Here is a 24,126-nt window from a genome sequence, read left to right as displayed (position 1 = left end):
ATCCGACGTCCGCCCGAGATGCGCTCTGCGTGCGGGGGCGCCGGGTCAGCGGCTTCCGGGGTCTCCCGGCCGCCGTGCGGCGAGGGCGACGACCTCGGCCGCGGCCGAGGCGACGTAGTCGTTCACGACGCGGTAGTCGAACTCGTTCTGGGCCGCCAGCTCGGTGCGGGCGGTGCGCAGGCGGCGCGCCCGCTCCTCGGCATCCTCGGTCCCTCGTCCGACCAGACGCTGGACGAGCTCGTCCCAGCTCGGCGGGAGGAGGAACACGAGGGTCGCCGAGGGCTCCGCGGCGCGCACCTGCCGGGCGCCCTGCAGATCGATCTCGAGGAGGGCCGTACCGCCGGTCGCCAGCACGCGCTCGATCGGCTCGCGCGGTGTGCCGTAGCGATGACGGTTGTGCACGGTCGCCCACTCGAGCAGCGCACCCGTTGCGACCAGGCGATCGAACTCCGCGTCGTCGACGAAGTAGTAGTGCTCGCCCTCGACCTCTCCGGGCCGCGGAGCACGGGTCGTCGCCGACACCGACAGGTGGATCTCGGGGTGGTTCTCCTTGATGTACGCGGCGACCGTCCCCTTGCCCACCGCGGTGGGACCGGCGAGCACGATCAGGCGGCTCCGCCCGGCACGGGGGCCGGGTTCGGGCCATCGGCTGTCGAGGTAGTCGCGGAGTGCGTCGCGCTGGCGCGAGCCGAGCCCGCCGAGTCGCTTGACCGGCGAGATGCCGAGGGCGTCGAGGATCCGATCGCGCTTGCTCTCTCCGATCGCGGGGATCGCCGTGAGGAACTCGGTCACGCGCATGGCGCCCGCGGCCGACGACGGGTCGGCGAGGGCCCTGCGCAGAAGCTCCTGCGGGCTGATGACGCGCGTGGAGACATCGCGCTTGAGCGCGGCCCGCTCGCGGCGCGCAGCGACGGCGCGTCGCGATGCCGCGGCGCGATCGACCTCGGGCGGACGGCGGGAATCAACCACGAGACACTCCCTGGTACAGCGCGGCGCGCTGTTCGATACGAGCCCCGAGACGATCCGGTCCGACCGCGAGGACGCTCCGGCTCTCGTTCGCGACCACCGCCGAGGCGACGTACCCGAACAGCCGGCCGAGGTCGGCCGGCTCGGCACCCTGTGCGCCGAACCCGGGCGCGAGGATCGGCATCCCCGCCAAGGCCACGTCGCCGAGGCCGAACGCGGCACGATCGACCGTCGCACCGACGACGACGCCGATCGAGCCGAGGGCGCCGGGCGCGCCGATGTTCGCCTCGTTCACGTCGTGCGCCACCCGGGCGGCGACGTGTTCGTGGTCACCGACGGCGAGGGCGTCGTCCACGATCGCGCTCTGCAGCGCGCGCGCCTCGGGGTTGCTGGTGGCGGTGAGGACGAAAGCACCCTTGCCGTGCCGGATCGCCAGCGACAGCGTGTCGCGCAGCGAGTCGGCGCCCATGTACGGCGACAGGGTCACGGCATCCGCTTCGAGGGGGGAACCGGGCTCGAGCCAGGCGTGCGCGTACCCCTCCATGGTCGTGCCGATGTCCCCGCGCTTCGCGTCGGCGATCACCAGGAGGCCGGCGTCGCGTGCGGCGGCCATCACGTCCTCGAGAGCGGCGAAGCCGCGAGAGCCGTAGCGCTCGTAGAACGCCACCTGCGGCTTCACGACCCCGACCCGACCGCGGGCGGCCTCGACCACCCGCAGGCCGAAGTCGCGCGCGCCGTCGGCCGTGGCATCCAGCCCCCACGCCGACAGGAGCGCGGCGTGGGGGTCGATGCCGACGCACAGCGCGCCGTGGGCCGACAGTGCGGCGCTGAGCCGCTGCCCGAACGTTTCGCTCACAGACGCCCCGCGCGATCCACGGCGTACTCCTGGAGGCTGCGGACCCCGAAGCCGTCCTTCATCGCGCCGAGCGCGCTGACGGCGGCACCCAGGACGGCCATCGTGGTGAAGAGCGCCTTGTCGGCGGCGACGGCCGCCGCGCGGATCTCATACCCGTCCGCGCGGGCCGTGCCGCCCGAGGGGGTGTTGACGATCATGTCGATCTCCCCCGCGTTGATGAGGTCGACCACGTTCTGCTGGCCGGACCCTTGCGTCTCGGAGTACTTCTCGACGACCTGGACCCGGATGCCGTTCCGGGCGAGGATCTCGGCCGTCCCCTCGGTCGCCATGAGCGTGAAGCCGAGCTCCTGCAGGCGGTGCGCGGGCAGGATCACGGCGCGCTTGTCGGCGTCGGCGACCGAGATGAACACGGTGCCCGAGGTCGGCATCCCGCCGTACGCGGCTTCCTGGCTCTTCGCGAACGCGGTCGGGAAGTCGCGGTCGATGCCCATGACCTCACCCGTCGAGCGCATCTCGGGCCCGAGCACGCTGTCGACCGTGTGGCCGTCGGCGGTGCGGAACCGCTTGAACGGCAGCACGGCCTCCTTGACGGCGACGGGGGCGTCGAGCGGCACGCGCGAGCCGTCCTGCTCGGGCAGCAGTCCCTCGGCGACGAGCTCGGCGATCGTGTTGCCGGCCATGATGCGGCTGGCGGCCTTGGCGAGCGGGATGCCGAGCGCCTTCGACACGAACGGCACGGTGCGGCTCGCGCGGGGGTTCGCCTCGATGACGTAGAGCACGCCGGCCGAGATCGCGAACTGGACGTTCAACAGGCCCCGGACGCCGACGCCCTTCGCGATGGCGAGGGTCGCCTCGCGGACGCGGTCGACCTCGGTGCGACCGAGCGAGACGGGCGGCAGGGTGCAGGAGGAGTCACCGGAGTGGATGCCGGCTTCCTCGAGGTGCTCCATGACCCCGCCGATGTACAGGTCGGTGCCGTCGAACAGTGCGTCGACGTCGAGCTCGATCGCGTCGTCGAGGAAGCGGTCCACCAGCAGCGGGAGCCCGGGGCCGATGATCGCCTGGTCGGCGACGCGCACGAAGTAGTCGCGCAGCGCCTCGGTCGAGTAGACGATCTCCATGCCGCGGCCGCCGAGCACGAAGCTCGGGCGCACGAGCACGGGGTAGCCGATCTCCTCGGCCACGGTGACCGCGCCCTCGACGTCGATCGCGGTGCCGTTGCGTGGGGCGACGAGACCGGCGTCGTCGAGCAGGCGCGAGAACAGCTCGCGCTCCTCGGCGAGGTCGATCGCCTCGGGGCTCGTGCCGAGGATGGTGTAGCCCGCGGCCTCGATGCCCTTCGCCAGGCCCAGCGGCGTCTGGCCGCCGAGCTGGCAGACGACACCGAGGATCGTGCCCGACTGGCTCTCGGCGTGCAGCACCTCGAGCACGTCCTCGAGTGTCAGCGGCTCGAAGTACAGGCGGTCGGAGGTGTCGTAGTCGGTCGACACGGTCTCGGGGTTGCAGTTGACCATGACGGTCTCGTACCCGGCATCCGACAGCGCGAACGAGGCGTGCACGCACGAGTAGTCGAACTCGACACCCTGACCGATGCGGTTCGGGCCCGAGCCGATGATGACGACCTTCGTGCGGTCCGAGGGGGTGACCTCGGTCTCGGCGTCGTACGACGAGTAGTGGTACGGCGTCAGGGCCGGGAACTCCCCCGCGCACGTGTCGACGGTCTTGTAGACCGGGCGCACGTCGAGCGCGTAGCGGGTCTCGCGCACCGCGGCCTCGTCGAGGCCGCGGATCTCGGCGATCTGGGCGTCGCTGAAACCGTGCTCCTTCGCGACGCGGAGGGTGTCGGCATCCAGCTCGTCGGCCTGCGCGATGAACTCCGCGACCTCGTTGATCAGCACCATCTGGTCGATGAACCAGGGGTCGATCGCGGTGGCGTCGAACGCCTGCTCGGGGGTCGCGCCCTTGCGCAGCGCCTGCTGCAGCACGACGATGCGGCCGTCGGTCGGGGTCTTCGCGATCTCGAGCAGCTCCTCCACCGAGCGCGACTCCTCGCCCCAGTGGAAGCTCGACCCGCGCTTCTCGAGCGAGCGGAGCGCCTTCTGCAGGGCGGTGGTGTAGTTGCGGCCGATCGCCATGGCCTCGCCCACCGACTTCATGGTGGTGGTCAGCGTGGTGTCGGCCGCCGGGAACTTCTCGAAGTTGAACCGCGGCACCTTCACCACGACGTAGTCGAGCGTGGGCTCGAAGCTCGCCGGGGTGACCTTGGTGATGTCGTTGGGGATCTCGTCGAGGCGGTAGCCGATCGCGAGCTTCGCGGCGATCTTCGCGATCGGGAAGCCCGTGGCCTTCGACGCGAGCGCGCTCGAACGCGACACGCGCGGGTTCATCTCGATGACGATGATGCGGCCGGTCGCGGGGTCCACGGCGAACTGGATGTTGCAGCCACCGGTGTCGACGCCCACGGCGCGGATGATGTCGATGCCGATGTCGCGCAGGCGCTGGTACTCGCGGTCGGTCAGCGTGAGGGCGGGAGCCACCGTGATCGAGTCGCCGGTGTGAACGCCGACCGGGTCGACGTTCTCGATCGAGCAGACCACGACCGTGTTGTCGGCGGTGTCGCGCATGAGCTCGAGCTCGTACTCCTTCCACCCGAGGATCGACTCCTCGAGCAGCACCTCGTTGGTGGGCGAGTCGTGCAGGCCCGCACCGCCGATGCGGCGGAGGTCTTCTTCGTCGTAGGCGAAGCCCGAACCGAGACCACCCATCGTGAAACTCGGCCGGACGACCAGGGGGTACCCGAGCTTCTCCGCCCCGGCGAGGAGCTCGTCCATCGAGTGGCAGATGACGGATGCCGCGACGTCGGCGCCTGCCTCGATGACGAGTTCCTTGAAGATCTGGCGGTCCTCGCCGCGGTTGATCGCGTCGAAGTCGGCGCCGATGAGCTCGACGTCGTACTTCTCGAGGATGCCGCGCTTGTGGAGCTGGATCGCCGCATTCAGGGCCGTCTGGCCGCCGAGGGTGGGGAGCACGGCATCCGGCTTCTCCTTGGCGATGATCGATTCGATCACCTCGGGGGTGATGGGCTCGATGTAGGTCGCGTCGGCGAAGTCGGGGTCGGTCATGATCGTCGCCGGGTTGGAGTTGACGAGGATGACGCGCACCCCCTCTTCGCGCAGGACGCGGCACGCCTGGGTGCCGGAGTAGTCGAACTCGCAGGCCTGACCGATGACGATCGGGCCGGAGCCGATGACGAGGACGGAGTTGATGTCGTCGCGCTTAGGCATTGGTGTCTTCCTGGGTCGTGTCCTGAGCGTCGTTCTGGCCATGAGCCGCGGTGGCCGGTCCCTGAGCCTGTCGAAGGGCCTGGGTGGCGAGGACCATCTCGCGGAAGCGGTCGAACAGGTAGTTGGCGTCGTGCGGGCCGGAGGCGGCCTCCGGGTGGTACTGCACGCTGAACGCGGGGATGTCGAGGGCACGCAGACCCTCCACGACGTTGTCGTTGAGGCCGATGTGGCTCACCTCGACGCGGCCGAAGCCGTTCGGGCTGTCCACGACCTGGTCGAGGGGCGCGTCCACGGCGAAACCGTGGTTCTGCGAGGTGATCTCGACACGGCCGGTGGTCTTGTCGAGCACCGGCTGGTTGATGCCGCGGTGCCCGAAGGGCAACTTGTAGGTGCCGAAGCCGAGGGCGCGTCCGAGCAACTGGTTGCCGAAGCAGATGCCGAAGAACGGCAGGCCGTCACTCAGCACCTCGCGGAGCAACTCGACGTGCTGGTCGGATGCCGCGGGGTCGCCGGGGCCGTTCGAGTAGAACGCCGCGACGGGTTCGATGGCCCGGATCTCGTCGATCGTCGCCGACTGCGGGAACACGTGCACGTCGAAGCCGCGCGCCGCGAGGTTGTTGATCGTCGAGGTCTTCACGCCCAGGTCGAGCACGGCGAGGTTGCCGATGCGGTCGGAGGTCGCGGGCGTCACCTCGACCTCGCTGACCGAGACCTCGGCCGACAGGTTGCGGCCCGCCATCCCCGGGGCCTCGCGCACGCGGCGCAGCTGCTCCTCGGCATCCAGGTTCGCCGCCTCGCCCGAGAAGACGCCGCCGCGCATGCTGCCCTCGGAGCGGATGCGGCGGGTGACGGCGCGGGTGTCGATGCCGGAGATGCCGACGATGCCGTCTTCGACGAGAGCGTCGTCGAGCGAGCGGTTCGCGCGCCAGTTCGACACCATGCGCGAGGGGTCGCGCACGACGTAACCCGCGACCCAGATGCGCCGGGACTCGGGGTCTTCGTCGTTCACACCCGTGTTGCCGATGTGGGGCGCGGTCTGCAGCACGATCTGTCCCGCGTACGAGGGGTCGGTGATCGTCTCCTGGTAGCCGGTCATGCCGGTGGCGAAGACGACCTCGCCGAGGGTCTCGCCCCGCGCGCCATAGGCGCGTCCGGTGTAGCGGGTGCCGTCCTCGAGCACGAGGACGGCCGGGTCGCGCGTCAGGCGCGCGGAAGGGATCAGGGCGGTCATGCGTCGCTTCCTGTCGTGGTGATGAGCGGACGGATGGCGTCGGCGAGGGCTTTCGCCGAGGCATCCTGAGGTCGGAGATAGGTGTCGACGACGGTGTCGTCGTCGATGCGCCAGCTGACGCGCGTCAGGCCGTCGCGCTCGACCACACGGTCGATGGCGACGGTCGCCTGGCTCGCATCGATCAGGCGATCGCGGGTGAGCGCGATGCGGGGCTGGCCCGGAAGGTCGAGCGCGACGCCGGCCGTGGTGACGGTCACGTCGACGCGGGAGCGGAAGCCGAGACCCTTGACCGCGAGACGCTCGAGCGGCTCGTCATGACGGGTCGTGGCGACGTAGAGCCCCGGGAACACGGCCGTCTCGACGGCGTCCGCGGGCAGCTCCCCCACCGGGGCGGTGTAGCGCGCATCGCGCCGCGTTCGTCGCCACCACGCCCACGCGAGGATGCCGAGCGCGACCACGGCCACGCCCGCCATCACGAGGAGAGCACCCTCGCGAGTCATGCGAGGGCCCCGGGCGTCTCGAGCAGCGCACCGTCGACGACGGTCGGGATGCCGGAACGCACGGTCCAGCGCACCTCTCCGGGCAGTTCCCGGCCGAGGTACGGCGAGTTCTTGCTGCGACCGCGCAGGTCGTCCACCGCGAACGTACGCGAGGGGCGCGCGTCGTACAGGGTGAAGGAGGCCGGCTGCCCCTCCGCCACGGGGGTGCCGTGCCCGTCGAGGCGGCCGATGCGCGCGGGGGTCTTCGACATCACGCGCGCGACGTCGGTCCAGGCGAGGAGGCCGGTGTCGACCATCGCCTGCTGCACGACGCGCAGAGCGCTCTCGAGCCCGACCATGCCGTTGGCGGCGGCCGCCCACTCGCAGGCTTTCGCCTCGGCGGGGTGCGGGGCGTGGTCGGTGGCGACGATGTCGATCGTGCCGTCGGCCAGGCCCTCGCGCACGGCCATCACGTCTTCCTCGCGGCGCAGCGGCGGGTTGACCTTGTACCGGGCGTCGTAGTCGCGCACGAGTTCGTCGGTCAGCAGCAGGTGGTGCGGGGTGACCTCGGCGGTGACGTTCACTCCGCGCTTCTTGGCCCAGCGGATGATGTCGACCGAGCCCGCGGTGCTGAGGTGGCACACGTGCAGGCGCGAGCCGACGTGCTCGGCGAGCAGCACGTCGCGGGCGATGATCGACTCCTCGGCGACCGCGGGCCAGCCGGTCAGGCCGAGCTCGGCCGAGACGGCGCCCTCGTTCATCTGTGCGCCCTCGGTCAGGCGCGGGTCCTGAGCGTGCTGCGCGATGACGCCGTCGAACGCCTTCACGTATTCGAGGGCGCGGCGCATGATGAGCGGGTCGAAGACGCAGAAGCCGTCGTCGCTGAACACGCGCACGCGGGCACGGGAGTCGGCCATCGCGCCGAGCTCGGCGAGGCGCTCGCCCTTCTGCCCGACGGTGACGGCGCCGATCGGCTGCACGTGCACGTAGCCGGCTGCTTCGCCGAGGGCGAGCTCCTGCTCGACGACACCGGCCGTGTCGGCCGTCGGCGAGGTGTTCGGCATGGCGAAGACGGTGGTGAAGCCACCGGCCGCTGCCGCGCGGGATCCGGTGAGGACGGTCTCGGATGCCTCGAACCCGGGCTCGCGCAGGTGCACGTGCAGATCGACCAGGCCGGGAAGGGCGATCAGCCCGTCGGCGTCGACGACGGTGGCGCCGGCGTGCGAGAGGCCGGTGCCGGTCTCGGCGATGACGCCGTCCTTCACGATGAGGTCGGTGGCATCCTGACCCTCGACGCGCGCGCCGCGGACCAGAAGGGTCTGGGGGGTGGCGTGGCTCATCGGAGGTCCTCTTTCTCGGTGTGGGGCCGCTCGCCCGCCAGCAGCAGGTACAGCACGGCCATCCGCACGGAGACGCCGTTCGTGACCTGCTCGAGCACCGTCGAGCGAGGCGAATCGGCGGCTTCGGCGGAGATCTCCAGACCCCGGTTCATGGGGCCGGGGTGCAGCACAATGCTATCGGTCGGCAGGGCCGCCAGGCGTCGTGCGTCGAGTCCATAGCGACGCGAATACTCCCGTTCAGTCGGGAAATACGCCGCGTTCATGCGTTCGAGCTGGATGCGGAGCATCATCAGCGCGTCGGGGCCCGCGGCGATCGCGTGGTCCAGGTCGTAGTCGATCTCGACGGGCCACCCGCTGACGTCCTGCGGGACCAGGGTCGGCGGAGCGACGAGGGTCACGTGCGCGCCGAGGGAGTGCAGCAGCCACACGTTCGAGCGCGCGACGCGCGAGTGCAGCACGTCACCGACGATCGTGACCCGGATGCCGTCGAGGTCACGGCCCCGGCTGTCGTCGCCGAAGAGGCGCTTGCGGATCGTGAAGGCGTCGAGCAGCGCCTGGGTCGGGTGCTCGTGCGTGCCGTCGCCGGCGTTGACGACGCCCGCCGTGATCCAGCCGCTCGTGGCGAGGGTCCTCGGGGCGCCGGACGCGCCGTGGCGGATGACGACGGCATCCGCCCCCATCGCCTGGAGCGTCTGCGCGGTGTCCTGGAGCGATTCGCCCTTGCTGACGCTCGAGCCCTTCGCCGAGAAGTTGATGACGTCGGCGGAGAGGCGCTTCGCGGCGGCCTCGAACGAGATGCGGGTGCGCGTGGAGTCCTCGAAGAAGAGGTTCACCACGGTCTTGCCGCGCAGGGTCGGGAGCTTCTTCACCTCGCGGCGCTGGGTGTCGGCCATGTCCTCGGCGACGTCGAGGATCTCGAGGGCGTCCTCACGCGAGAGGTGCTGGGTGTCGAGGAGGTGCCTCATGATTCGATCGTCACCTCTTCGATGCCGTCGATCTCGGCGAGGCGCACGTTCACGCGTTCCTCGCGGGAGCTCGGGAGGTTCTTCCCGACGAAATCGGGACGGATCGGCAGCTCGCGGTGCCCGCGGTCGATGAGCGTTGCGAGGCGGACGGCCGCGGGGCGACCGATGTCCTGCAGGGCGTCGAGGGCGGCGCGGATGCTGCGCCCCGAGAACAGGACGTCGTCGACGAGCACGACGGTTCTGCCGTCGATGCCGCCAGCGGGGATCTCGGTCTTGCGCGGAGCCCGCGTGGGATTGCGGTGCAGATCGTCGCGGTACATCGTGACGTCGAGCGAGCCGACCGGAATCGGCGCTCCCCCGAACTCGCTGACGAGTGGGCCGATCCGGTTCGCGAGCGTGACGCCGCGGGTCGGGATGCCGAGGAGGACGAGTCCCTCCGGTCCCTTGTTGGACTCCAGGATCTCGTGCGAGATGCGCGTCAAAGCGCGGGCGATATCGGCATCGTGCATGACGGTGCGCGTACTCATCCGCCGCTCCCTTCTCCGCCTCACGGGACGGGGTTAAAGGTTGCTGTGGTTCTTGGTCGAGTGTAGCGGGTGGGGGCGGGGGTTTCCGGGCGGTTCCGGACGGGGCCGCCGGTTCCGCCGCCGAGGTCACGTGACCGTGACGACATCACCTGTCGATTCGCGTGCGCTCAGCGGGGGCGCGTGATCTCGCGCGTCACCGCTGATCGGCGGGCGCGGTGCCTGTCGGCGGGCCGCGGGTGAAACTTCGGCAAGGTCGGGGTGGTAAGGCCCGGATTCACTCGTGGCAGGCCCACGACATTCGTATATTTGTTCTATGAGTCCACACCTGCCGACGGAGCGCCTTCGGGTGGCGAGCGATCGTGTCGTCACGCTGATTGCGGGGCGCGACATCGAGGTTCTCGACGATCGCGAGCTCATGGCAGTCATGGCGGAGATCACTGCGGCGCGGAACGCCCTCGACGTGCTGGCGGCCTGTGCGGCGCGCGTGATCGATGCGCGGTCGGCACGGGAGCTGGGCAGGGCAGGATTGGCGCAACGACACGGACACCGGAACGCGACGGAACTCCTGCAGACCTTGACCGGGCAGAGTCGCCGCGAGGTGACGCGGTCGGTGAAGACCGGGGGTGATCTGCTTCCCTCCCTTCCTCCCTCGCTCGGGCCCGACGGCGGTCGTTCTGCGGCGGCGTCGGGTGTCGTGCCCGAGGGTGCCGCCGGGGAGTGGCTCGACCACATGAGCAGGGCGCTTCGAGACGGGACGCTCGGCCACGCGCAGTTTCAGGCAATACGCGTGGGCCTGGGCGAGCCGCCCGTCGAAAGGTATCCCGAGCTCGACCCGGACGTCCTCCCCCGGGCCTGGGCGACGGCCGCCGAGCGGTTGATCGACGAAGCGCCTCACCTGCCGGTCGAGGAGTTGCGGGCATTTGCGCGGATCGCCCGCGATCGTCTCGATCCCGTCGGGGTGACGCTGCGGTTCGAGGAGCGCTTCGCCGCCCGGTCGTACCGGTCGTGGATCGACGAGCACGGGCAGAGGCACGGGCGGTTCGTCTTCGACGACGATGCGGCGGCGTGGGTCGACGGGATCCTTCACGCTGCGCTGCGTCCGCGGAGGGGGCCGCGGTTCGTGGATCCGGACGCCTTGGTCGCCGACGCCTCCGACGATCGGTCGGGCGAGCAGATCGCGTACGACACGCTGATCGCCGTGATGCGCACCGGGGCCGCTGCCGATCCCGCGCAGGCGTTCGGCGACCGGCAACCCGGGGTGCGGATCGTGGTGGAGGCGTCTGCGCCGGGGGCTGTCGGGGGGAGACGCGTCGGCGGTGACCCGGGCGGTGGAGCGTCGAGACCGCCGTGCGCGGCGTCGGGCACCTCGAAGACGGTGGAGAAGCCCTTCCCGGCGGAGTGGTCGAGAGCTACCTGTGCGACGCGGGTGCGGTGCCGGTGGCCCTCGATGGCGCGGGCCGTCCTCTGGACGTCGGTCGACATCAGCGTCTGTTCACCCGCGCCCAGCGGATCGCGATCGCGGTGCGCGATGGAGGGTGCGTCGGGATCGGATGCCGTGCCCCGATCTCGCAGTGCGAGATGCACCACATCGACCACTGGGCGGCGGATCGCGGCAGGACCGACGTCGACGACGGCGTCCCACTTTGCCGGAATCACCACCTCGGCCTGCACAATCGTGGCGAGAAGATCGTGCGCGAGCGCGATCCCCTCACCGGGCGGGACTCCTACTGGTTGCACGCTCCACCTGATCCGCGCACGGGTGAGGTGCGGCCGCCGACTCTCCTGCGGTCGAGATCTCCGCGTCGCTTCGACGCGGCGTGAAGCCGGCACAGGCCGGCGAGCGGTTCGCCGGTGGGTATCGGAAAGGCTGGGAGGGAGTGAGGCTGCGACTCAGGCCCTCGCCCTCGTGGCTATGCCTGCCGCGCTGAGTGTGCTCGCCGCACCCCGTCTCGACCGCGGTCCGACGAACGCGGCGCACGGGTCGGGTCAGTCCTCGACAGCGACGATCTCCGCCTTGAAGCCCGCGGAGTTCTCGACCCACCCGGCGTAGTGCGAGGGGCCACCCGCGAACGGGTACCGCTCCTGATACAGCGGCCGCCACCCGTGCGCGCTCGCCGCTGACATCACGGCATCCACCTGCGCACGAGAGCCACCGAGGAATGCGAGGTGGTTGACCCCGGGAGCACGCCGGTCGTGATCGGATCCCGACAGGTTCGGCGACGACGTCAGCGTCAGGTAGGCACCGTCACCCGCGCTCCACGTCTCGCCATCGCACCACTGCCCGGTCCGTTCGAAGCCGACCGTCGACAGCAGCCAGCCCCACTCGGAGCGCGCCGACGCCAGGTCGGCGACCCACACCTCGATGTGATGCAGACCCGGCACGGATTAGTTCGCGGCGACTTCGGCGGTCGCACCCTCGGCCATGGCGCGCTCAGCTTCCGCGCGCTCGCCGCTGGGCGTGGAGCGGATCGGGTGACCCGTCGTCGTCAGGCAGCGACCCGTCGCCAGGTCCCACTTCCAGTCATGGAGCGAGCACGTCAGCACGCCGTTCTCGATCTTGCCGGTCTTGGTCAGATCGGCGCGCAGGTGCGGGCACCGGCGCTGGACGGTCCAGCCGTCGATCTCGGCATCCTCGGTCTGGTCCGACTGCTCGGCGTACCAGTTCTCGACGTACTCGATGCGGTCGCGCGACAGGCACTTGAGGAACGTCGTGAGGAACTCGTTGAACTTGCCCGAGCGGCCGACCTCGAACTGCATCGACAGGAAGATCGAGTTCGACCAGTCGATCTCGTGGTCTCGGATGTTGGTCGAGACGAGGTCGGCGGGGATCGTGTACCAGTAGATGCACTCCTCGCCGGCGTACTCGCGCACCTTCGCCTTGGGGAAGTCCACGACCATGTCGAGCTCGCCGATGCGGAAGCGCACCGCTCCTCCGACGCCGTTGCGGATGGTCCGGGCGCGACGCAGCAGCGGCTCCCACCATTCCTTGATCGCGGCGAGCATCTCCGCGGGCGGCAGGATCTCGGCGCGCGTCGCCTCTTCGGCTCGCACCTCGGACTGACGGCTGTCACGCTGCTCGGCGAGGTAGGCCCACTTGTCGCCGAAGACGCGGTCGATCTCGGCATCCGTATAGAGGGTCTGGGTGACGGTGACGTCCGACCCCTGCACCTCGACCTCGGTTCCGGGGAGGAACAGGTAGCCCTTCTGGTCGGGGCGCTGCTCCTTCATGTGCGCGAGGAACTCGCGCTGGTCGGTGAAGATCGAATCGTTCTCGAGGCCCGTGCCGTTGTAGCGGAAGAGCTCTTCGCGGAGGAACATCGGCGGACCCGCCATCGGGAAGACGTGGGCGGCGTCGACCTTCTCGATGTAGTACATCGCGCGCTTGTTCTGCGCGTCGCGCTTGAGCTTCGCGAAGTTCTGCTTCGCGTCCTGCGGCAGGTCGTAGACCATGGGCCACCAGATCGCGCCCGACACCTGCGTGAAGTACGCGTCGGGCTTGCCGAAGTCGAACAGCTTCTCGAGATCGAGGGGATGCGAGTCGTTCTGGTTGAGGATCGACGCCGTCCCGTCGTCGAGCGACAGGGACGAGTCGCCGATCGGACCGTCCGAGGGGGCGCGCAGCGGCGTGACCATGAGCTTCAGGTCGCCGAACTGCAGGGGAACGCCGGCCTCGGTGCGAACGAGATTCGTGTAGCCGAGGGCGACGAGGTCCTGCTCGAGGTCGTCGGTCGGGTACTCGGGCAGGAGCACCTTGACGTCCTTCGGGACGTAGCGCTCGAGCATCGCCGGATCGAAGTGATCGCGGTGGCGGTGCGAAATATAGAGGAAGTCCGCTTTGCCGAAACGCTCCCAGTCGAGGGCGCGGTTATCCGGGAACGGGAACCACGAGCCGAAGAAGCTCGGACCGATGACGGGATCGCAGAGGATGCTGCCGCCCGCCGTCTCGATGAACATGCCCGCGTGGCCGAGGCCGGTGATTCTCATGTCGCTCCTGTGTCGTGGACGGAACCTGACGAGTCTACGCGGGGCCGGCTGGAAGGCCGCGGGATGCCACGGCGGTTCGAGGGACCCCCGGATGCCAGGGCCCCGGTGCCGCGCGACGATCAGCGGGCGATGATCGCCGACTGAAGGAAGCGGATGTTCTCGCCGAGAACCCCCGAGGCGAGGAGCCCCGACCCCAGAGGCCCGGAGGGGTCCTGCCCGAGGGGAGGCAGACGGCCCAAAGCAGCCGTCACGGCGGCGTCCATCCGGTCGATCTGCCAGGCGCGTTCGACGGCACCACCGCGGCCGGGATCGGCGAGTTCGGCGGCCTTCGCCGCGAACGCCGCGGCACCGAGCGCGTGCGCGCCCATGTGCGCCACGCCGGCCGCCTGGCCGGCCGCCCACGCCGCCGCCTTGCCCGCCGGCGACGTCGCGGATTGCGAGGCGCGCCCGGCGACGAAGCGCCGACGGATCTCCCCCGCAGCATCGAGCTCCCCGCGGGCGAAGGCGCGAGCGCGACGGATGCCGTCGCGCGCCCGGTCGTCGTGCGGAGCTTCCGCCTCGAAGAGGGGAAGGACGCGCTCGGCGCAGTCCGCCGCCCACGCCGCCACGAGACGGCGATCCGTCTCGCTCAGGGATTGAGGGGACAGCACGGGAGAACCCTCTCACACCGTCGCGTGCGCCGCCTCGATCACGGCCCCAGCAACCCTCGGATATCGGCCGCGTCCAGGGAGGCGGCGAACGCCTCGCCGTCGTCGATCACCGCGTCGAAGAGGGCGGCCTTGCGGCGCTGGAGAGCGAGGACCTTCTCTTCGATCGTTCCCGCGGCGATGAGTCGGTAGACGAACACGCTCTTGTCCTGGCCGATCCGGTGCGCCCGGTCGATGGCCTGGGCCTCGGCGGCGGGATTCCACCAGGGGTCGAGGACGAAGACGTAGTCGGCCTCCGTCAGTGTCAGCCCGAATCCCCCGGCTTTCAGGCTGATGAGGAAGACCGGTGCCTCCCCCGCGCGGAAGCCCGCGACCACGTCACCGCGCCGCGCGGTGCTGCCGTCGAGGTGTGCGTATGCCAGACCCGCGGCATCCAGTCTCTCCGCCGCCATGTCGAGGAAGGAGGTGAACTGGCTGAACACCAGCGCCCGATGGCCCTCGGCCGTCACCTCGACGAGGCGCTCGAGCAGGACGTCGAGCTTGGCGGAGCCCAGGTGAGCGTCGCGGTCGTCGACAAGACTCGGCGCCAGCGCCAGCATGCGGAGCAGCGTGAGCGAGCGGAAGACGATGAAGCGCTGCCGGTCGAGGTCGTCGAGCAGCCCCAGCACCTTCTGCCGCTCGCGCTGCAGCACCCGGTCGTAGACCGCGCGGTGCGCGGGGTCGAGGGGCACCGCGATCTCCTGCTCCTGCTTCGGGGGCAGGTCGGATGCCACGACGTCCTTCGTGCGGCGGAGGAGGAACGGCCGCACGCGGCGGCGCAGGCGCTCGAGGGTCTTCTCTCGGTGCGCTCCCGCGGCCGCGGCCGACAGGTCGGTGGGCGCATCGGACGGCAGCTGTTCGATCGCGCGGGTGTAATCCTCGCGGAACTGCCGGATCGACGGGAACAGCCCGGGCGCGGTCAGCGCGAGGAGCGCCCAGAGGTCGTCGAGCCCGTTCTCGATCGGCGTGCCGGTCGCCGCGAAGACGGCGTCGGTGCGGAGAGCCGCGATCGCGCGATGAACGCGCGTCGCGGGGTTCTTCACGAACTGCGCCTCGTCGAGCACGACGCCCGACCAGTGCGGCACGGCGAACTCCTCGGCATCCGTCCGCACGACCCCGTACGACGCGACGATGACGTCGACGTCGCCCGCGATCTCGGCGATGGCACGGTCGCGCCGCACTGCCGTGGCCTCGACGACGGTGACGCGCAGGCCGGGGGCGAATCGCGCGGCCTCATCGCGCCAGGTCGGCAGCACCGAGGTCGGGGCGACGACGAGCCACGGTCGCGCATCGCCGCGAGCGCGGGTGTGCGCCATCAGCGCGAGCAGCTGCAGCGTCTTGCCGAGGCCCATGTCGTCGGCGAGGATGCCGCCCAGACGGTGTGCGTGCAGCAGCGCGAGCCACGACAGTCCCTCGCGCTGGTAGGGACGCAGCTCGGCCCGGAAGCCCGGCGGGGTCGCGACCTCCGGCACCTCGGCGACATCGCGGAGCGCCCGCGCGAGCTGCCGCCACTCAACGGCCGCCTCGGACTGGTCGGCGAGGTCCTCGAACTCGGCCCACAGGGCGAGGTGGGTGCGCGGCAGGCGCGGCCCGGTCTCCCACTCGTCGAGCGCCGCAGCTTCCTCGAGCAGCTCTCGGAGTCTCTGCAGCGCCGGGTGCGCGAGCGAGAACCACGCGCCGTCCGACAGCTTGATGCGCGTGCGGCCGCGCGAGAGGGCGCTGAACAGCACCCCGAACGGGATCAGCCGGCCCTCGATCGTCACCACGATGCCGAGGTCGAGCCAGTCCCGGTCGAGCGACTCGACCGCGGTGATGCGCAGCGACGGGTCGCCGCGCAGTTCGCGGAACGTGGGCTGCTGACCGCGCGTGCGCACCCGCACCTCGTCGAGCACGTCGACGGCGGGGAGCACACGCGAGCCGAAGACCGCGGCATCCGCGTCGCGCAGGATCGCTTTCGCGAGCGGGGGCAGGTCGGATGCCGCCGTCCACGCCGTCTCGAACCGTTCGCCGATCTGCGCCTCGGCTCGCGGATCGCGCTCGGCGTGGTCGCTCTGATCGTCGTACGCCGCCCGGAACCCACCCGGGTAGACCCAGTCGAGCCGGTACTCGACGGCGTCGTCGTCGAGGTAGGAGACCTCGACAGTCAGCGTCGGGCGGGCCGGCGGCGGCGGAGGAACCCCCGCGCCGACGGACAGCGGGGCACGGCGGGCCAGACGCGGATACACCTCCGCGACGAACTCGGTCGCCTCGCTCGCGGGCACCTCGACGATCGTGCCGCCGAGCAGGGTGGGCAGAGGGGCCGGGAGGTCGACCGCCGCCAGCACGACGGGCACGGGATCGCGGTCGATCTCGAAGGTGAAGAGCCCCGCGGTGCCGATGGCACGGGCGTGCGCGGCGTCGACGGGACGCGTGTCGATCTCGAGATCCGCCGACACGCGCAGGGCTCCCCCGCCGACCGCATCGAGCGCCACCCGGGCGGTCGCCGTGCGCGCGAGTCGCACCGTCTGCTGCGGATGCATCGGGACCATTCGGATGCCGAGCCCCTCGGCCGCGGCCAGGTGCGGCCACAGCAACGGAGAGTCGACGCTGTCGAGTGCGACCGTGTCGCCGGACGGGGCGAACGGGCCCGTCGTCCGCAGCGCCTGCGCGAGGGCGTGCAGCTCGGCGAACCACCGCACCTGCGCGGGGTCGAACCGGCCCGTGGATCGACGCACGGCATCCCAGGTGGCATCCGCTCTGATCCACGCTTCGCGCGCACCCCGGACGAGGGGACGGGCGACGAGTTGCAGGTCGTCCTGTCGGTGCGCGAGCATGCGCGGAGTCACCGGCACGACGGCACGCGCTTCCCACCGGGCGGGGTCGTAGGCCTCGCGCTGGCGCAGCTCGACGCCGAGGGCGAGCGGCTCGAACGCGGCCGTCTCGCCCGCGGGAACGAGATCGCGCCACGAGGTCATGCGAGCATCCTGCCGGAGACCTCCGACATCGCCCGCCGCGATTCGAAGGGGCCGTCCCACCCGATCCGGCAGCCGGCCCGCGAGCGCCGAAACGCGGCCGCCGACGAGATGTCGGGGCCGCGTCGGGGCATGTCGTGAGCGGTCAGGACGAACGTGCGATACGCGCCAGCACGCCGTGCACGAACGAGCCGGAGTCGTCGGTCGAGAACTCCTTCGCGAGCTCCACCGCCTCGTCGATCGCGACGGCCGTGGGCACCTCGTCGTTGTAGAGGATCTCCCACGTGCCGATGCGCAGCAGAGCACGGTCGACCGCGGGCATGCGCTGCAGCGACCAGTCCTTCGAGAACGTCGTGATCTGTTCGTCGATCGCGTCGCGGTTGTCGATCACTCCATCGACGATGTCGCGGGCGTACAGCCATGAGGCCTGACGATCGGGCTCGGATGCCGCCCGCTTGGCCTCGGCGGCCAGCATGATCGGCAGTTCCTCACCGCGGACGTCGGCCTGGAACAGGATGTCGAGGGCGCGCTTGCGCGCCTTGGTGCGGGCGGACAACGTCAGCTGATGCGGCCGAGGTACTCGCCCGTGCGAGTGTCGACCTTGATCTTCGTGCCGGTTTCGAGGAACAGCGGAACCTGCATCTCGTAGCCGGTCTCGACGGTCGCGGGCTTCGTGCCGGCCGACGAGCGGTCGCCCTGCAGGCCCGGCTCGGTGTACGTGACCTCGAGGACCACGGACGGCGGGAGCTCGATGTAGAGCGGGTTGCCGTTGTTCAGGGCGATCTGCACCTGCTGGTTCTCGAGGAGGAAGTTGGCGGCGTCGCCGACGGTGGCGGCCCCTACGGTGATCTGGTCGTAGTCGGCGACGTCCATAAAGACGAAGCCCTCGCCGTCGTTGTAGAGGTACGTGAAGTCGCGACGGTCGACGTTCTCGATGTCGACCTTCGCGCCGGCGTTGAAGGTGCGGTCGACGGTCTTGCCGCTCATGACGTTCTTGAGCTTGGTGCGGACGAACGCGCCGCCCTTGCCGGGCTTGACGTGCTGGAACTCCACGACGTTCCAGAGCTGACCGTCGATGCTGAGGACGACGCCGTTCTTGATGTCTGCGGTGGATGCCATGAGTGCCCGTATTCCGTTTCGTGTGAGGGGAGGCGGCGCTCCGGCGCACACCCAGCCATCGAGTCTACGCGATGCTGCGCTCGGTCATCCGTCGGCGCGGCCCGCGATGACCTCGACGAGCAGGTGGACGGCCCGGGCGTACCCGGGCACCCCCTCGCCGATCACGTGCACGGCGGCCACGTCCTCGATGTAGGAGAAGTGACGGAAGCTCTCGCGTTCTTTGATGTTCGAGATGTGCACCTCGGCGACGGGGAGGGCCACGGATGCCAGCGCGTCGCGCAGAGCGACCGAGGTGTGCGTGAGTCCCCCGGCGTTGATCACGATGCCCGCGCAGTCGAGACGCGCGGCGTGGATCGCGTCGATCAGCGCGCCCTCGTGGTTGCTCTGGATCGCCCGCACCTCGAGCCCGTGGTGTTCCGCCGCCTCGGTCGTGACCCGCTCGACGTCGGCGAGCGTGTCGGAGCCGTAGATCTCGGGCTGGCGCGTGCCGAGCAGGTTGAGGTTCGGGCCGTTGACGAGCAGCAGGCGACGAGGCGTGGTCATGTCGGGCACGTTATCAGCGCCGTCCCTGCGCCGTGAGGCGCACGGGGGCGGTGCCGGCGCCGTATCCCGCGTAGGCGTCGATGCGCTCGACGAACTCGAAGAACACCTCGCCGATCGTGCGGGTGTAGAAGTGCCGGTACGCACCCGCGGCATCCTGGTCGTAGCCGAGGTGGAGTTCGCGCAGCTCGTCGACCTCGGTCTCGGTCAGGGCGAAGCGCGCGGCGATGTCGTCGTAGTAGTTGCCGGGCATCGCGAGCGGAGTGAATCCCCGCTCCCGGGCGGCGCGGGCGACCGTGCGCACGTCGTCGCAGAGGAAGGCGACGTGCTGCGGGAGCGCGGCCCCCGCGCGCTCCGCGGCGAGGATCGCCGGAGCGACGTTCAGGGGCAGGCGCACTCCGCCGCCGGGGGCGACGAGCACGCGGCTGGCGACGAGGCCACGCGGTCCCGGAACCTCGGTGGCACTGTCGACGCGGAGCGCGAAGCCCGCTGTGTAGAACAGGGTCGCCTCTTCGATGGCATCCCAGGGCTGGCTCAGGCTGACGTGGTCGACCCCGGTGATCGCGGTCGCGCGGAGCGGTTCCCCGTGCTCGAACTCCGCGACCCAGGCCGGATCGCCCTCGTCGGCTGCCTGCGCCCAGTAGACCTCGGTCCCGTCGGGCGCCACGGCGCCGTCGAGACGTTCCTCGGTCGCGTACGTGCGGCGGTACGCCCGGGGCACGCCGAGCTCGAGCATGCGGAGGTCGACCGCCTCGGCGTCGTCGACCTCGAGGCCGATCGCCGCGAGGCGCGGCTCCCACCCCCGGGCGTGCTGCTCGTTGAGGATGACCCGCGCCTCCCCCGCCGTCCACAGGGTGACCGGCTTGGTGCGGTGGCGACCGCGGGAGGTGAAGCCGAGCTGCGCGAGCAGCTCCTCGATCGCGGAGGTGTCCTCGGCCTTGACCTCGATGAAGTCGACCCCCGAGGGGGCCGCCGAGTCCGGGAGCATCCGCAGGTCGGCCGGCGCATCGGGCAGTGCCCGCGAGACGGCGTCCTCGAGCCAGCGCAGGGACCGCCGCGCGTGCAGCGCCGTGCGGCGGGCGTCGGTCTGTCGGAAGGTGTCGTTGAACACTTCGAGCGACCAGGGGCCGGTGTATCCGGCGTCGACGATGCGCGCGGTGAAATCGGTGAGGTCGAACTCCCCCTCGCCCGGGAAGAGGCGATGGTGCCGGCTCCACGAGAGCACGTCCATGCTCAGGCGCGGGGCGTCGGCGAGCTGCACGAAGAAGATCTTCTCGCCCGGGATGCGGGCGATGTCGGCGGGGTCGTGCCCGCGCGAGAGGATGTGGAACGAATCGAGGCACACCCCCACCGCGGGGTGATCGGCGAGCTCGACGATGCGCCACGCGCGGCGGTAGTCGTCGACGAAACGCCCCCACGCGAGGGCTTCGAAGGCGATCCGGATGCCGTACCCCGCCGCCAGATCGCCGAGGCGTCGCAGTTGCTCGGCGGAGACGGCGTCATCGTCCACCGTCGCGGTGGCGACGTTGCTGCAGCAGAGCACGAGATCCATCCCGAGGCGCTGCATGAGGCGGAACTTGGCCTCGGCGCGTCGCAGCACCGCGGCGAAGGCCTCCTCGTCGACGCCCTCGACGTCGCGCATCGGTTGGTAGAGGTCGAGGCTCAGACCCAGACGCCCGGCGAGGGCGGCGATCTCCTCGGGGCTTTCGGGGGCCGCCAGGAGGTCGGGCTCGAAGATCTCCACGCCGTCGAAGCCGGCGTCGGCGCAGGCGTGGAGTTTGTCGGCGAGCGTGCCGCTGATGCAGACGGTCGCGATCGAGGTCCTCATGGCGGCCGAATGTACCATCTGGTACAAAGCGGGTCCACTAGTCTGACCGAATGGCCGAGGCACGCAGAGACGCGGAGCGCACGCGCGCCGAGCTGCTCGCCGTCGCGACCGAGGTCTTCGCCGAAGAGGGGTACTCCGGCGCCCGGGTCGACGACATCGCCGCGCGCACCCGCACGACGAAGCGGATGATCTACTACTACTTCGGTGGCAAAGAGGGTCTCTATCGGGCCGTGCTCGAGGAGGCCTACCGCGGAATCCGCGAGGCGGAACGCGCGATCGACGTCGATCACGCCGACCCCGTGGATGCCATCCGCGCCCTCGCCGAGCTGACCTTCGACCACCACGTCGGGCACGAGGCCTTCATCCGTCTGGTCGCGATTGAGAACATCCACCGCGGCGAATTCATCCGCCAGATCGAGGGACTGCGAACGCTCTCGCAGCCGGCGAAGGGGCTCCTCGACGAGATCCTCGAGCGCGGTCGGGAGGCGGGTGTGTTCCGCTCCGACGTCGACGCGATCGACGTGCACCTCGTGATCAGCTCGTACTGCGTCTTCCAGGTCGCCAACCAGTACACCTTCGGCCACCTCTTCGACGTCGACCTGGCCTCCCCCGAGCGCCGCGCCCACCTGCGCTCCGCCCTGGGCGACGTCGTGGTCGGCTGGCTGACGGCGCCCTCGCGCTGAATCCGCCCGGAGTGCGCACGCCTGCGGGCTGCGACTGGCCGGGGTGCGCGAGCCTGCGGGTTGAGCCTGGCCGGGGTGCGCGAGCCTGCGGGTTGAGCCTGGCCGGGGTGCGCGGGTTCGCGGACTGGGCCTGGGCGGGGGATCGCGAGCAGCGTGTCACCGCCGTCGCGACACAACTCCGGCAGATCCGGCTTCCCCGAGGCTCAGGCACCCCCGACGCGGCGATCTGCAGGAGTTGTGCACCACCGCCCGGCACGCCGAGGATCCGCTCCCGGGCTTCGGCGCCGCGTCCTCCGGATTCTGTCGTTGACAGCGCGGCGCCGCCGTGGTTTCCTCTGAACGTACCGGTTAGTACATAACCGCCACACGGACACGAAGGAGTACCGTGAACGACGCGCACCCCTACCTCGTCGGCCTCATCGGCACGGGGGTCCTCCCCTCGCTGACGCCGCCGATGCACATGGCCGAAGCGCGCGCCCTCGGACTGACCTACGTCTACCGTCCGCTCGACCTCACCGCCCTCGGCATCGATGCCGAGCGAATCGGCGAGGTGCTGGCCTGGGCCGAGCGGCTCGGCTACGACGCCGTCAACGTCACGCACCCGTGCAAGCAGAGCGTGCTCCCCCACCTCGACCGCATCGATCCCGTCGCCGCGGCCCTCGGCGCGGTCAACACCGTGCTGTTCACCCCGACCGGCCGCGTCGGCCACAACACCGACACGACGGGTTTCGCCGCCGCCTTCACCGACGGACTCCCGGATGCCGGAACCCGGCACGTCGTCCAGCTCGGCGCGGGCGGGGCCGGGTCCGCCGTCGCCGACGCGCTGCTGCGGCTCGGGACCGCGCGCCTGAGCATCGTCGACCTCGACCCCGCGCGGGCCGGCGCGTTGGCCGCGGACCTGGGCGCTCGGCATCCGCTCGCCGTCGTCGACACCGCCGCACCCGCCGAGCTGGCCACCGTCCTCGCCGACGCGGACGGTCTCGTGCACTGCACGCCGGTCGGCATGGCCGAGCATCCCGGACTCCCCCTCGACGCCGCGCTCCTGCGCCCCGAGCTCTGGGTGGCTGACATCGTGTACCGCCCCCTCGACACCGAACTCCTCGTCATCGCGCGCGAGCGCGGCTGCCGCACGCTCAGCGGCGGACGCATGGCGGTCCACCAGGCCGTTGACGCGTTCGCCCTCATCACGGGGACGCGACCCGACCCCGCCCGCATGACCGCCCATTTCCTCGACCTCGTCACGACCGACAAAGGCCTCGACGTCCCCGTCGACCCGGCCCTCGCCCGCTAAGGAGCATCCGTCCATGACCACCCCCGCAACGACGCGGAAGACTCCCGTGAAGGCGGCCACCGCCAGCTTCATGGGAAGCGCCGTGGAGTACTACGACTTCTTCCTCTTCGGCTCCGCAGCCGCCCTCATCTTCCCGACGGTGTTCTTCCCTTCGGGCGACCAGGCGGCGCTGGTGATGTCGTTCGCGACCTTCGGGTTCGCCTACATCGCCCGCCCCTTCGGCGCGATCATCCTCGGCCACTTCGGTGACCGCATCGGCCGCCAGAAGGTGCTGATGTTCACGCTGCTGCTCATGGGGCTCTCGACCTTCGTCATCGGCTGCCTCCCCGGCTTCGCGCAGATCGGCTGGTTCGCCCCCGTACTGCTCGTGCTGTGCCGTCTCGCCCAGGGCCTGTCCGCCGCGGGTGAGCAGGCGGGTGCCTCGTCACTCACCCTCGAGCACGCGCCCGACGGTCGCCGCTCGTTCTTCACCTCGTGGACGCTCACCGGCACCCAGGGCGGTCAGATCCTCGCCGCGCTCATCTTCATCCCGGTCGTCGCCCTGCCCGACGACATCAAGTTCTCGTGGGGCTGGCGTGTGCCGTTCTGGCTCAGCGCCGTGGTCGTCGTGGTGGCGTTCTTCATCCGCCGGAGTCTGCACGAGACCCCCGAGTTCGAGCAGGCGAAGGCGACCGGTCAGATCGCCCGGATGCCACTGGTCCCGCTGCTGAAGAACCACTGGCGCGACGTGCTCCGCGTGATCTTCTGCGCCTTCATCGCCGCGGTCTCCACCGTCTTCGGCACCCTCGCCATCGCGTACGGCAAGGAGGTCGGCCTCGCCGCCAGTGTGACCCTGTGGCTCGTCGTCGTCGCCAACGTCGTGGCGCTGTTCACGCAGCCCCTGTTCGGCAAGCTCGCCGACCGGATCGGCCGCAAGCCCGTCTTCATCTACGGCGCCCTGTCGTCGGCGGCGTTCATGCCGTTCTACATGCTGTCGATGGGCGCCGGGAACGACCTCCTCACCTTCGGCCTGGCGATCCTCACGTTCTCGTGCGGATACGCCGCCGCCAACGCCGTCTGGCCGTCGTTCTACGGCGAGATGTTCAGCGTCCGGGTGCGCTTCTCCGGTATGGCGATAGGCACGCAGCTCGGCTTCCTGATGGCCGGGTTCGCGCCGAGCATCGTCGCGGCCCTCGGTGGCGGCGGCGCGGGCGGCTGGGTCGTCATCAGCCTCTTCACCGCCGCGATCGCGATCATCGCCTCGGTGAGCGCCCTCACGGCGCGCGAGACGAAGAACGTGCCCACCGACCAGCTCGGCCTCCGCGCCGAACAGCGCGTCCCCGCCGGGGTCTGATCCCGACGTCGAACGGCCCCGTCTCCGTCCGGAGGCGGGGCCGCTTCGCGGGTGGGGCGTGCC

At 70.6% G+C, this 24,126-nt stretch carries 21 protein-coding genes; 4 read left to right on the top strand and 17 right to left on the bottom strand.

Annotation, left to right across the window (positions count from 1 at the left end):
• Positions 1 to 45 precede the first annotated feature (45 nt).
• The 9 genes from gmk to MTES_RS19420 all read right to left on the bottom strand — a co-directional run bounded on the left by gmk (position 46) and on the right by MTES_RS19420 (position 10,735).
• Positions 46 to 969 carry a guanylate kinase gene (gene gmk / locus MTES_RS17570; protein WP_013586628.1) on the bottom strand — a complete coding sequence of 308 codons (924 nt, stop codon included), beginning with the start codon at positions 967 to 969 and terminating at the stop codon, positions 46 to 48.
• On the bottom strand, positions 962 to 1,822 hold the full coding sequence (pyrF, locus tag MTES_RS17565; protein WP_013586627.1) for an orotidine-5'-phosphate decarboxylase: 861 nt from the start codon (positions 1,820 to 1,822) through the stop codon (positions 962 to 964). The genes gmk and pyrF overlap by 8 nt, the downstream gene beginning before the upstream one ends.
• Positions 1,819 to 5,106 (bottom strand): carbamoyl-phosphate synthase large subunit, encoded by a 3,288-nt coding sequence (gene carB, locus MTES_RS17560; protein ID WP_013586626.1) that lies wholly within the window; start codon positions 5,104 to 5,106, stop codon positions 1,819 to 1,821. The genes pyrF and carB overlap by 4 nt, the downstream gene beginning before the upstream one ends.
• Complete coding sequence (carA, locus tag MTES_RS17555) at positions 5,099 to 6,337, bottom strand: glutamine-hydrolyzing carbamoyl-phosphate synthase small subunit (protein WP_013586625.1); 1,239 nt, start codon at positions 6,335 to 6,337, stop codon at positions 5,099 to 5,101. The genes carB and carA overlap by 8 nt, the downstream gene beginning before the upstream one ends.
• Entirely contained in the window at positions 6,334 to 6,837 is a 504-nt protein-coding gene (locus tag MTES_RS17550) for a hypothetical protein (protein ID WP_043361675.1), read from the bottom strand. The genes carA and MTES_RS17550 overlap by 4 nt, the downstream gene beginning before the upstream one ends.
• Entirely contained in the window at positions 6,834 to 8,156 is a 1,323-nt protein-coding gene (locus MTES_RS17545) for a dihydroorotase (protein WP_013586623.1), read from the bottom strand. The genes MTES_RS17550 and MTES_RS17545 overlap by 4 nt, the downstream gene beginning before the upstream one ends.
• Positions 8,153 to 9,121: an aspartate carbamoyltransferase catalytic subunit gene (locus MTES_RS17540; RefSeq protein ID WP_013586622.1), complete on the bottom strand. Its 969-nt coding sequence runs from the start codon at positions 9,119 to 9,121 to the stop codon at positions 8,153 to 8,155. Before MTES_RS17540 ends, MTES_RS17545 begins: the two co-directional genes overlap by 4 nt.
• Positions 9,118 to 9,648 carry a bifunctional pyr operon transcriptional regulator/uracil phosphoribosyltransferase PyrR gene (gene pyrR / locus MTES_RS17535; RefSeq protein ID WP_013586621.1) on the bottom strand — a complete coding sequence of 177 codons (531 nt, stop codon included), beginning with the start codon at positions 9,646 to 9,648 and terminating at the stop codon, positions 9,118 to 9,120. Before pyrR ends, MTES_RS17540 begins: the two co-directional genes overlap by 4 nt.
• Before the next feature lie 274 nt (positions 9,649 to 9,922).
• A complete protein-coding gene (locus MTES_RS19420) occupies positions 9,923 to 10,735 on the bottom strand; it encodes a hypothetical protein (RefSeq protein ID WP_148272908.1) in 813 nt (270 codons plus the stop codon).
• Between the two features lie 491 nt (positions 10,736 to 11,226).
• Here MTES_RS19420 and MTES_RS20045 point away from each other — a divergent pair, with 491 nt between their 5' ends.
• Positions 11,227 to 11,469, top strand: coding sequence for an HNH endonuclease signature motif containing protein (locus MTES_RS20045; RefSeq protein WP_419865648.1), 243 nt, complete (start codon positions 11,227 to 11,229; stop codon positions 11,467 to 11,469).
• A gap of 165 nt (positions 11,470 to 11,634) precedes the next feature.
• Here MTES_RS20045 and MTES_RS17525 read toward each other — a convergent pair whose 3' ends face one another.
• The 8 genes from MTES_RS17525 to MTES_RS17490 all read right to left on the bottom strand — a co-directional run bounded on the left by MTES_RS17525 (position 11,635) and on the right by MTES_RS17490 (position 20,756).
• Positions 11,635 to 12,030: a VOC family protein gene (locus tag MTES_RS17525; RefSeq protein ID WP_013586619.1), complete on the bottom strand. Its 396-nt coding sequence runs from the start codon at positions 12,028 to 12,030 to the stop codon at positions 11,635 to 11,637.
• Between the two features lie 3 nt (positions 12,031 to 12,033).
• Positions 12,034 to 13,632, bottom strand: a complete 1,599-nt coding sequence (locus MTES_RS17520; RefSeq protein ID WP_013586618.1) for an MBL fold metallo-hydrolase — start codon at positions 13,630 to 13,632, stop codon at positions 12,034 to 12,036.
• A gap of 119 nt (positions 13,633 to 13,751) precedes the next feature.
• A complete protein-coding gene (locus MTES_RS17515; RefSeq protein ID WP_013586617.1) occupies positions 13,752 to 14,282 on the bottom strand; it encodes a putative immunity protein in 531 nt (176 codons plus the stop codon).
• Between the two features lie 38 nt (positions 14,283 to 14,320).
• Entirely contained in the window at positions 14,321 to 17,272 is a 2,952-nt protein-coding gene (locus MTES_RS17510; protein WP_013586616.1) for a DEAD/DEAH box helicase, read from the bottom strand.
• 142 nt (positions 17,273 to 17,414) lie between these two features.
• Entirely contained in the window at positions 17,415 to 17,825 is a 411-nt protein-coding gene (nusB, locus tag MTES_RS17505; protein ID WP_013586615.1) for a transcription antitermination factor NusB, read from the bottom strand.
• Between the two features lie 2 nt (positions 17,826 to 17,827).
• Positions 17,828 to 18,388, bottom strand: a complete 561-nt coding sequence (gene efp / locus MTES_RS17500; protein ID WP_013586614.1) for an elongation factor P — start codon at positions 18,386 to 18,388, stop codon at positions 17,828 to 17,830.
• 84 nt (positions 18,389 to 18,472) lie between these two features.
• The gene (aroQ, locus tag MTES_RS17495; RefSeq protein ID WP_043361671.1) at positions 18,473 to 18,931 is read right to left on the bottom strand and encodes a type II 3-dehydroquinate dehydratase; all 459 of its coding nucleotides are present in this window, start codon (positions 18,929 to 18,931) and stop codon (positions 18,473 to 18,475) included.
• Positions 18,932 to 18,944: 13 nt separating this feature from the next.
• On the bottom strand, positions 18,945 to 20,756 hold the full coding sequence (locus tag MTES_RS17490; RefSeq protein ID WP_013586612.1) for a sugar phosphate isomerase/epimerase and 4-hydroxyphenylpyruvate domain-containing protein: 1,812 nt from the start codon (positions 20,754 to 20,756) through the stop codon (positions 18,945 to 18,947).
• A gap of 50 nt (positions 20,757 to 20,806) precedes the next feature.
• On the opposite strand from MTES_RS17490, the gene MTES_RS17485 reads away from it, so the two are divergent.
• The 3 genes from MTES_RS17485 to MTES_RS17475 all read left to right on the top strand — a co-directional run bounded on the left by MTES_RS17485 (position 20,807) and on the right by MTES_RS17475 (position 24,063).
• On the top strand, positions 20,807 to 21,439 hold the full coding sequence (locus MTES_RS17485; RefSeq protein WP_013586611.1) for a TetR/AcrR family transcriptional regulator: 633 nt from the start codon (positions 20,807 to 20,809) through the stop codon (positions 21,437 to 21,439).
• Between the two features lie 385 nt (positions 21,440 to 21,824).
• A complete protein-coding gene (locus tag MTES_RS17480) occupies positions 21,825 to 22,730 on the top strand; it encodes a shikimate dehydrogenase (protein ID WP_013586610.1) in 906 nt (301 codons plus the stop codon).
• 13 nt (positions 22,731 to 22,743) lie between these two features.
• Entirely contained in the window at positions 22,744 to 24,063 is a 1,320-nt protein-coding gene (locus tag MTES_RS17475) for an MFS transporter (RefSeq protein ID WP_013586609.1), read from the top strand.
• Positions 24,064 to 24,126: the final 63 nt, after the last annotated feature.

The sequence above is a fragment of the Microbacterium testaceum StLB037 genome (assembly GCF_000202635.1).
GTDB classification, from domain to species: Bacteria; Actinomycetota; Actinomycetes; order Actinomycetales; family Microbacteriaceae; genus Microbacterium; species Microbacterium testaceum_F.
The sequence above is the reverse complement of the archived record's forward strand: the minus strand, read 5'-3'. Positions and strand labels throughout refer to the sequence as shown.

Bases quoted from the DNA above. Each gene is read 5' to 3' on its own strand.
- carB (WP_013586626.1), bottom strand. From the start codon at position 5,106: ATGCCTAAGCGCGACGACATCAACTCCGTCCTCGTCATCGGCTCCGGC.
- carA (WP_013586625.1), bottom strand. From the start codon at position 6,337: ATGACCGCCCTGATCCCTTCCGCGCGCCTGACGCGCGACCCGGCCGTC.
- MTES_RS17550 (WP_043361675.1), bottom strand. From the start codon at position 6,837: ATGACTCGCGAGGGTGCTCTCCTCGTGATGGCGGGCGTGGCCGTGGTC.
- MTES_RS17545 (WP_013586623.1), bottom strand. From the start codon at position 8,156: ATGAGCCACGCCACCCCCCAGACCCTTCTGGTCCGCGGCGCGCGCGTC.
- MTES_RS17540 (WP_013586622.1), bottom strand. From the start codon at position 9,121: ATGAGGCACCTCCTCGACACCCAGCACCTCTCGCGTGAGGACGCCCTC.
- pyrR (WP_013586621.1), bottom strand. From the start codon at position 9,648: ATGAGTACGCGCACCGTCATGCACGATGCCGATATCGCCCGCGCTTTG.
- MTES_RS20045 (WP_419865648.1), top strand. From the start codon at position 11,227: ATGCACCACATCGACCACTGGGCGGCGGATCGCGGCAGGACCGACGTC.
- MTES_RS17520 (WP_013586618.1), bottom strand. From the start codon at position 13,632: ATGAGAATCACCGGCCTCGGCCACGCGGGCATGTTCATCGAGACGGCG.
- MTES_RS17510 (WP_013586616.1), bottom strand. From the start codon at position 17,272: ATGACCTCGTGGCGCGATCTCGTTCCCGCGGGCGAGACGGCCGCGTTC.
- efp (WP_013586614.1), bottom strand. From the start codon at position 18,388: ATGGCATCCACCGCAGACATCAAGAACGGCGTCGTCCTCAGCATCGAC.
- aroQ (WP_043361671.1), bottom strand. From the start codon at position 18,931: ATGACCACGCCTCGTCGCCTGCTGCTCGTCAACGGCCCGAACCTCAAC.
- MTES_RS17490 (WP_013586612.1), bottom strand. From the start codon at position 20,756: ATGAGGACCTCGATCGCGACCGTCTGCATCAGCGGCACGCTCGCCGAC.
- MTES_RS17485 (WP_013586611.1), top strand. From the start codon at position 20,807: ATGGCCGAGGCACGCAGAGACGCGGAGCGCACGCGCGCCGAGCTGCTC.
- MTES_RS17475 (WP_013586609.1), top strand. From the start codon at position 22,744: ATGACCACCCCCGCAACGACGCGGAAGACTCCCGTGAAGGCGGCCACC.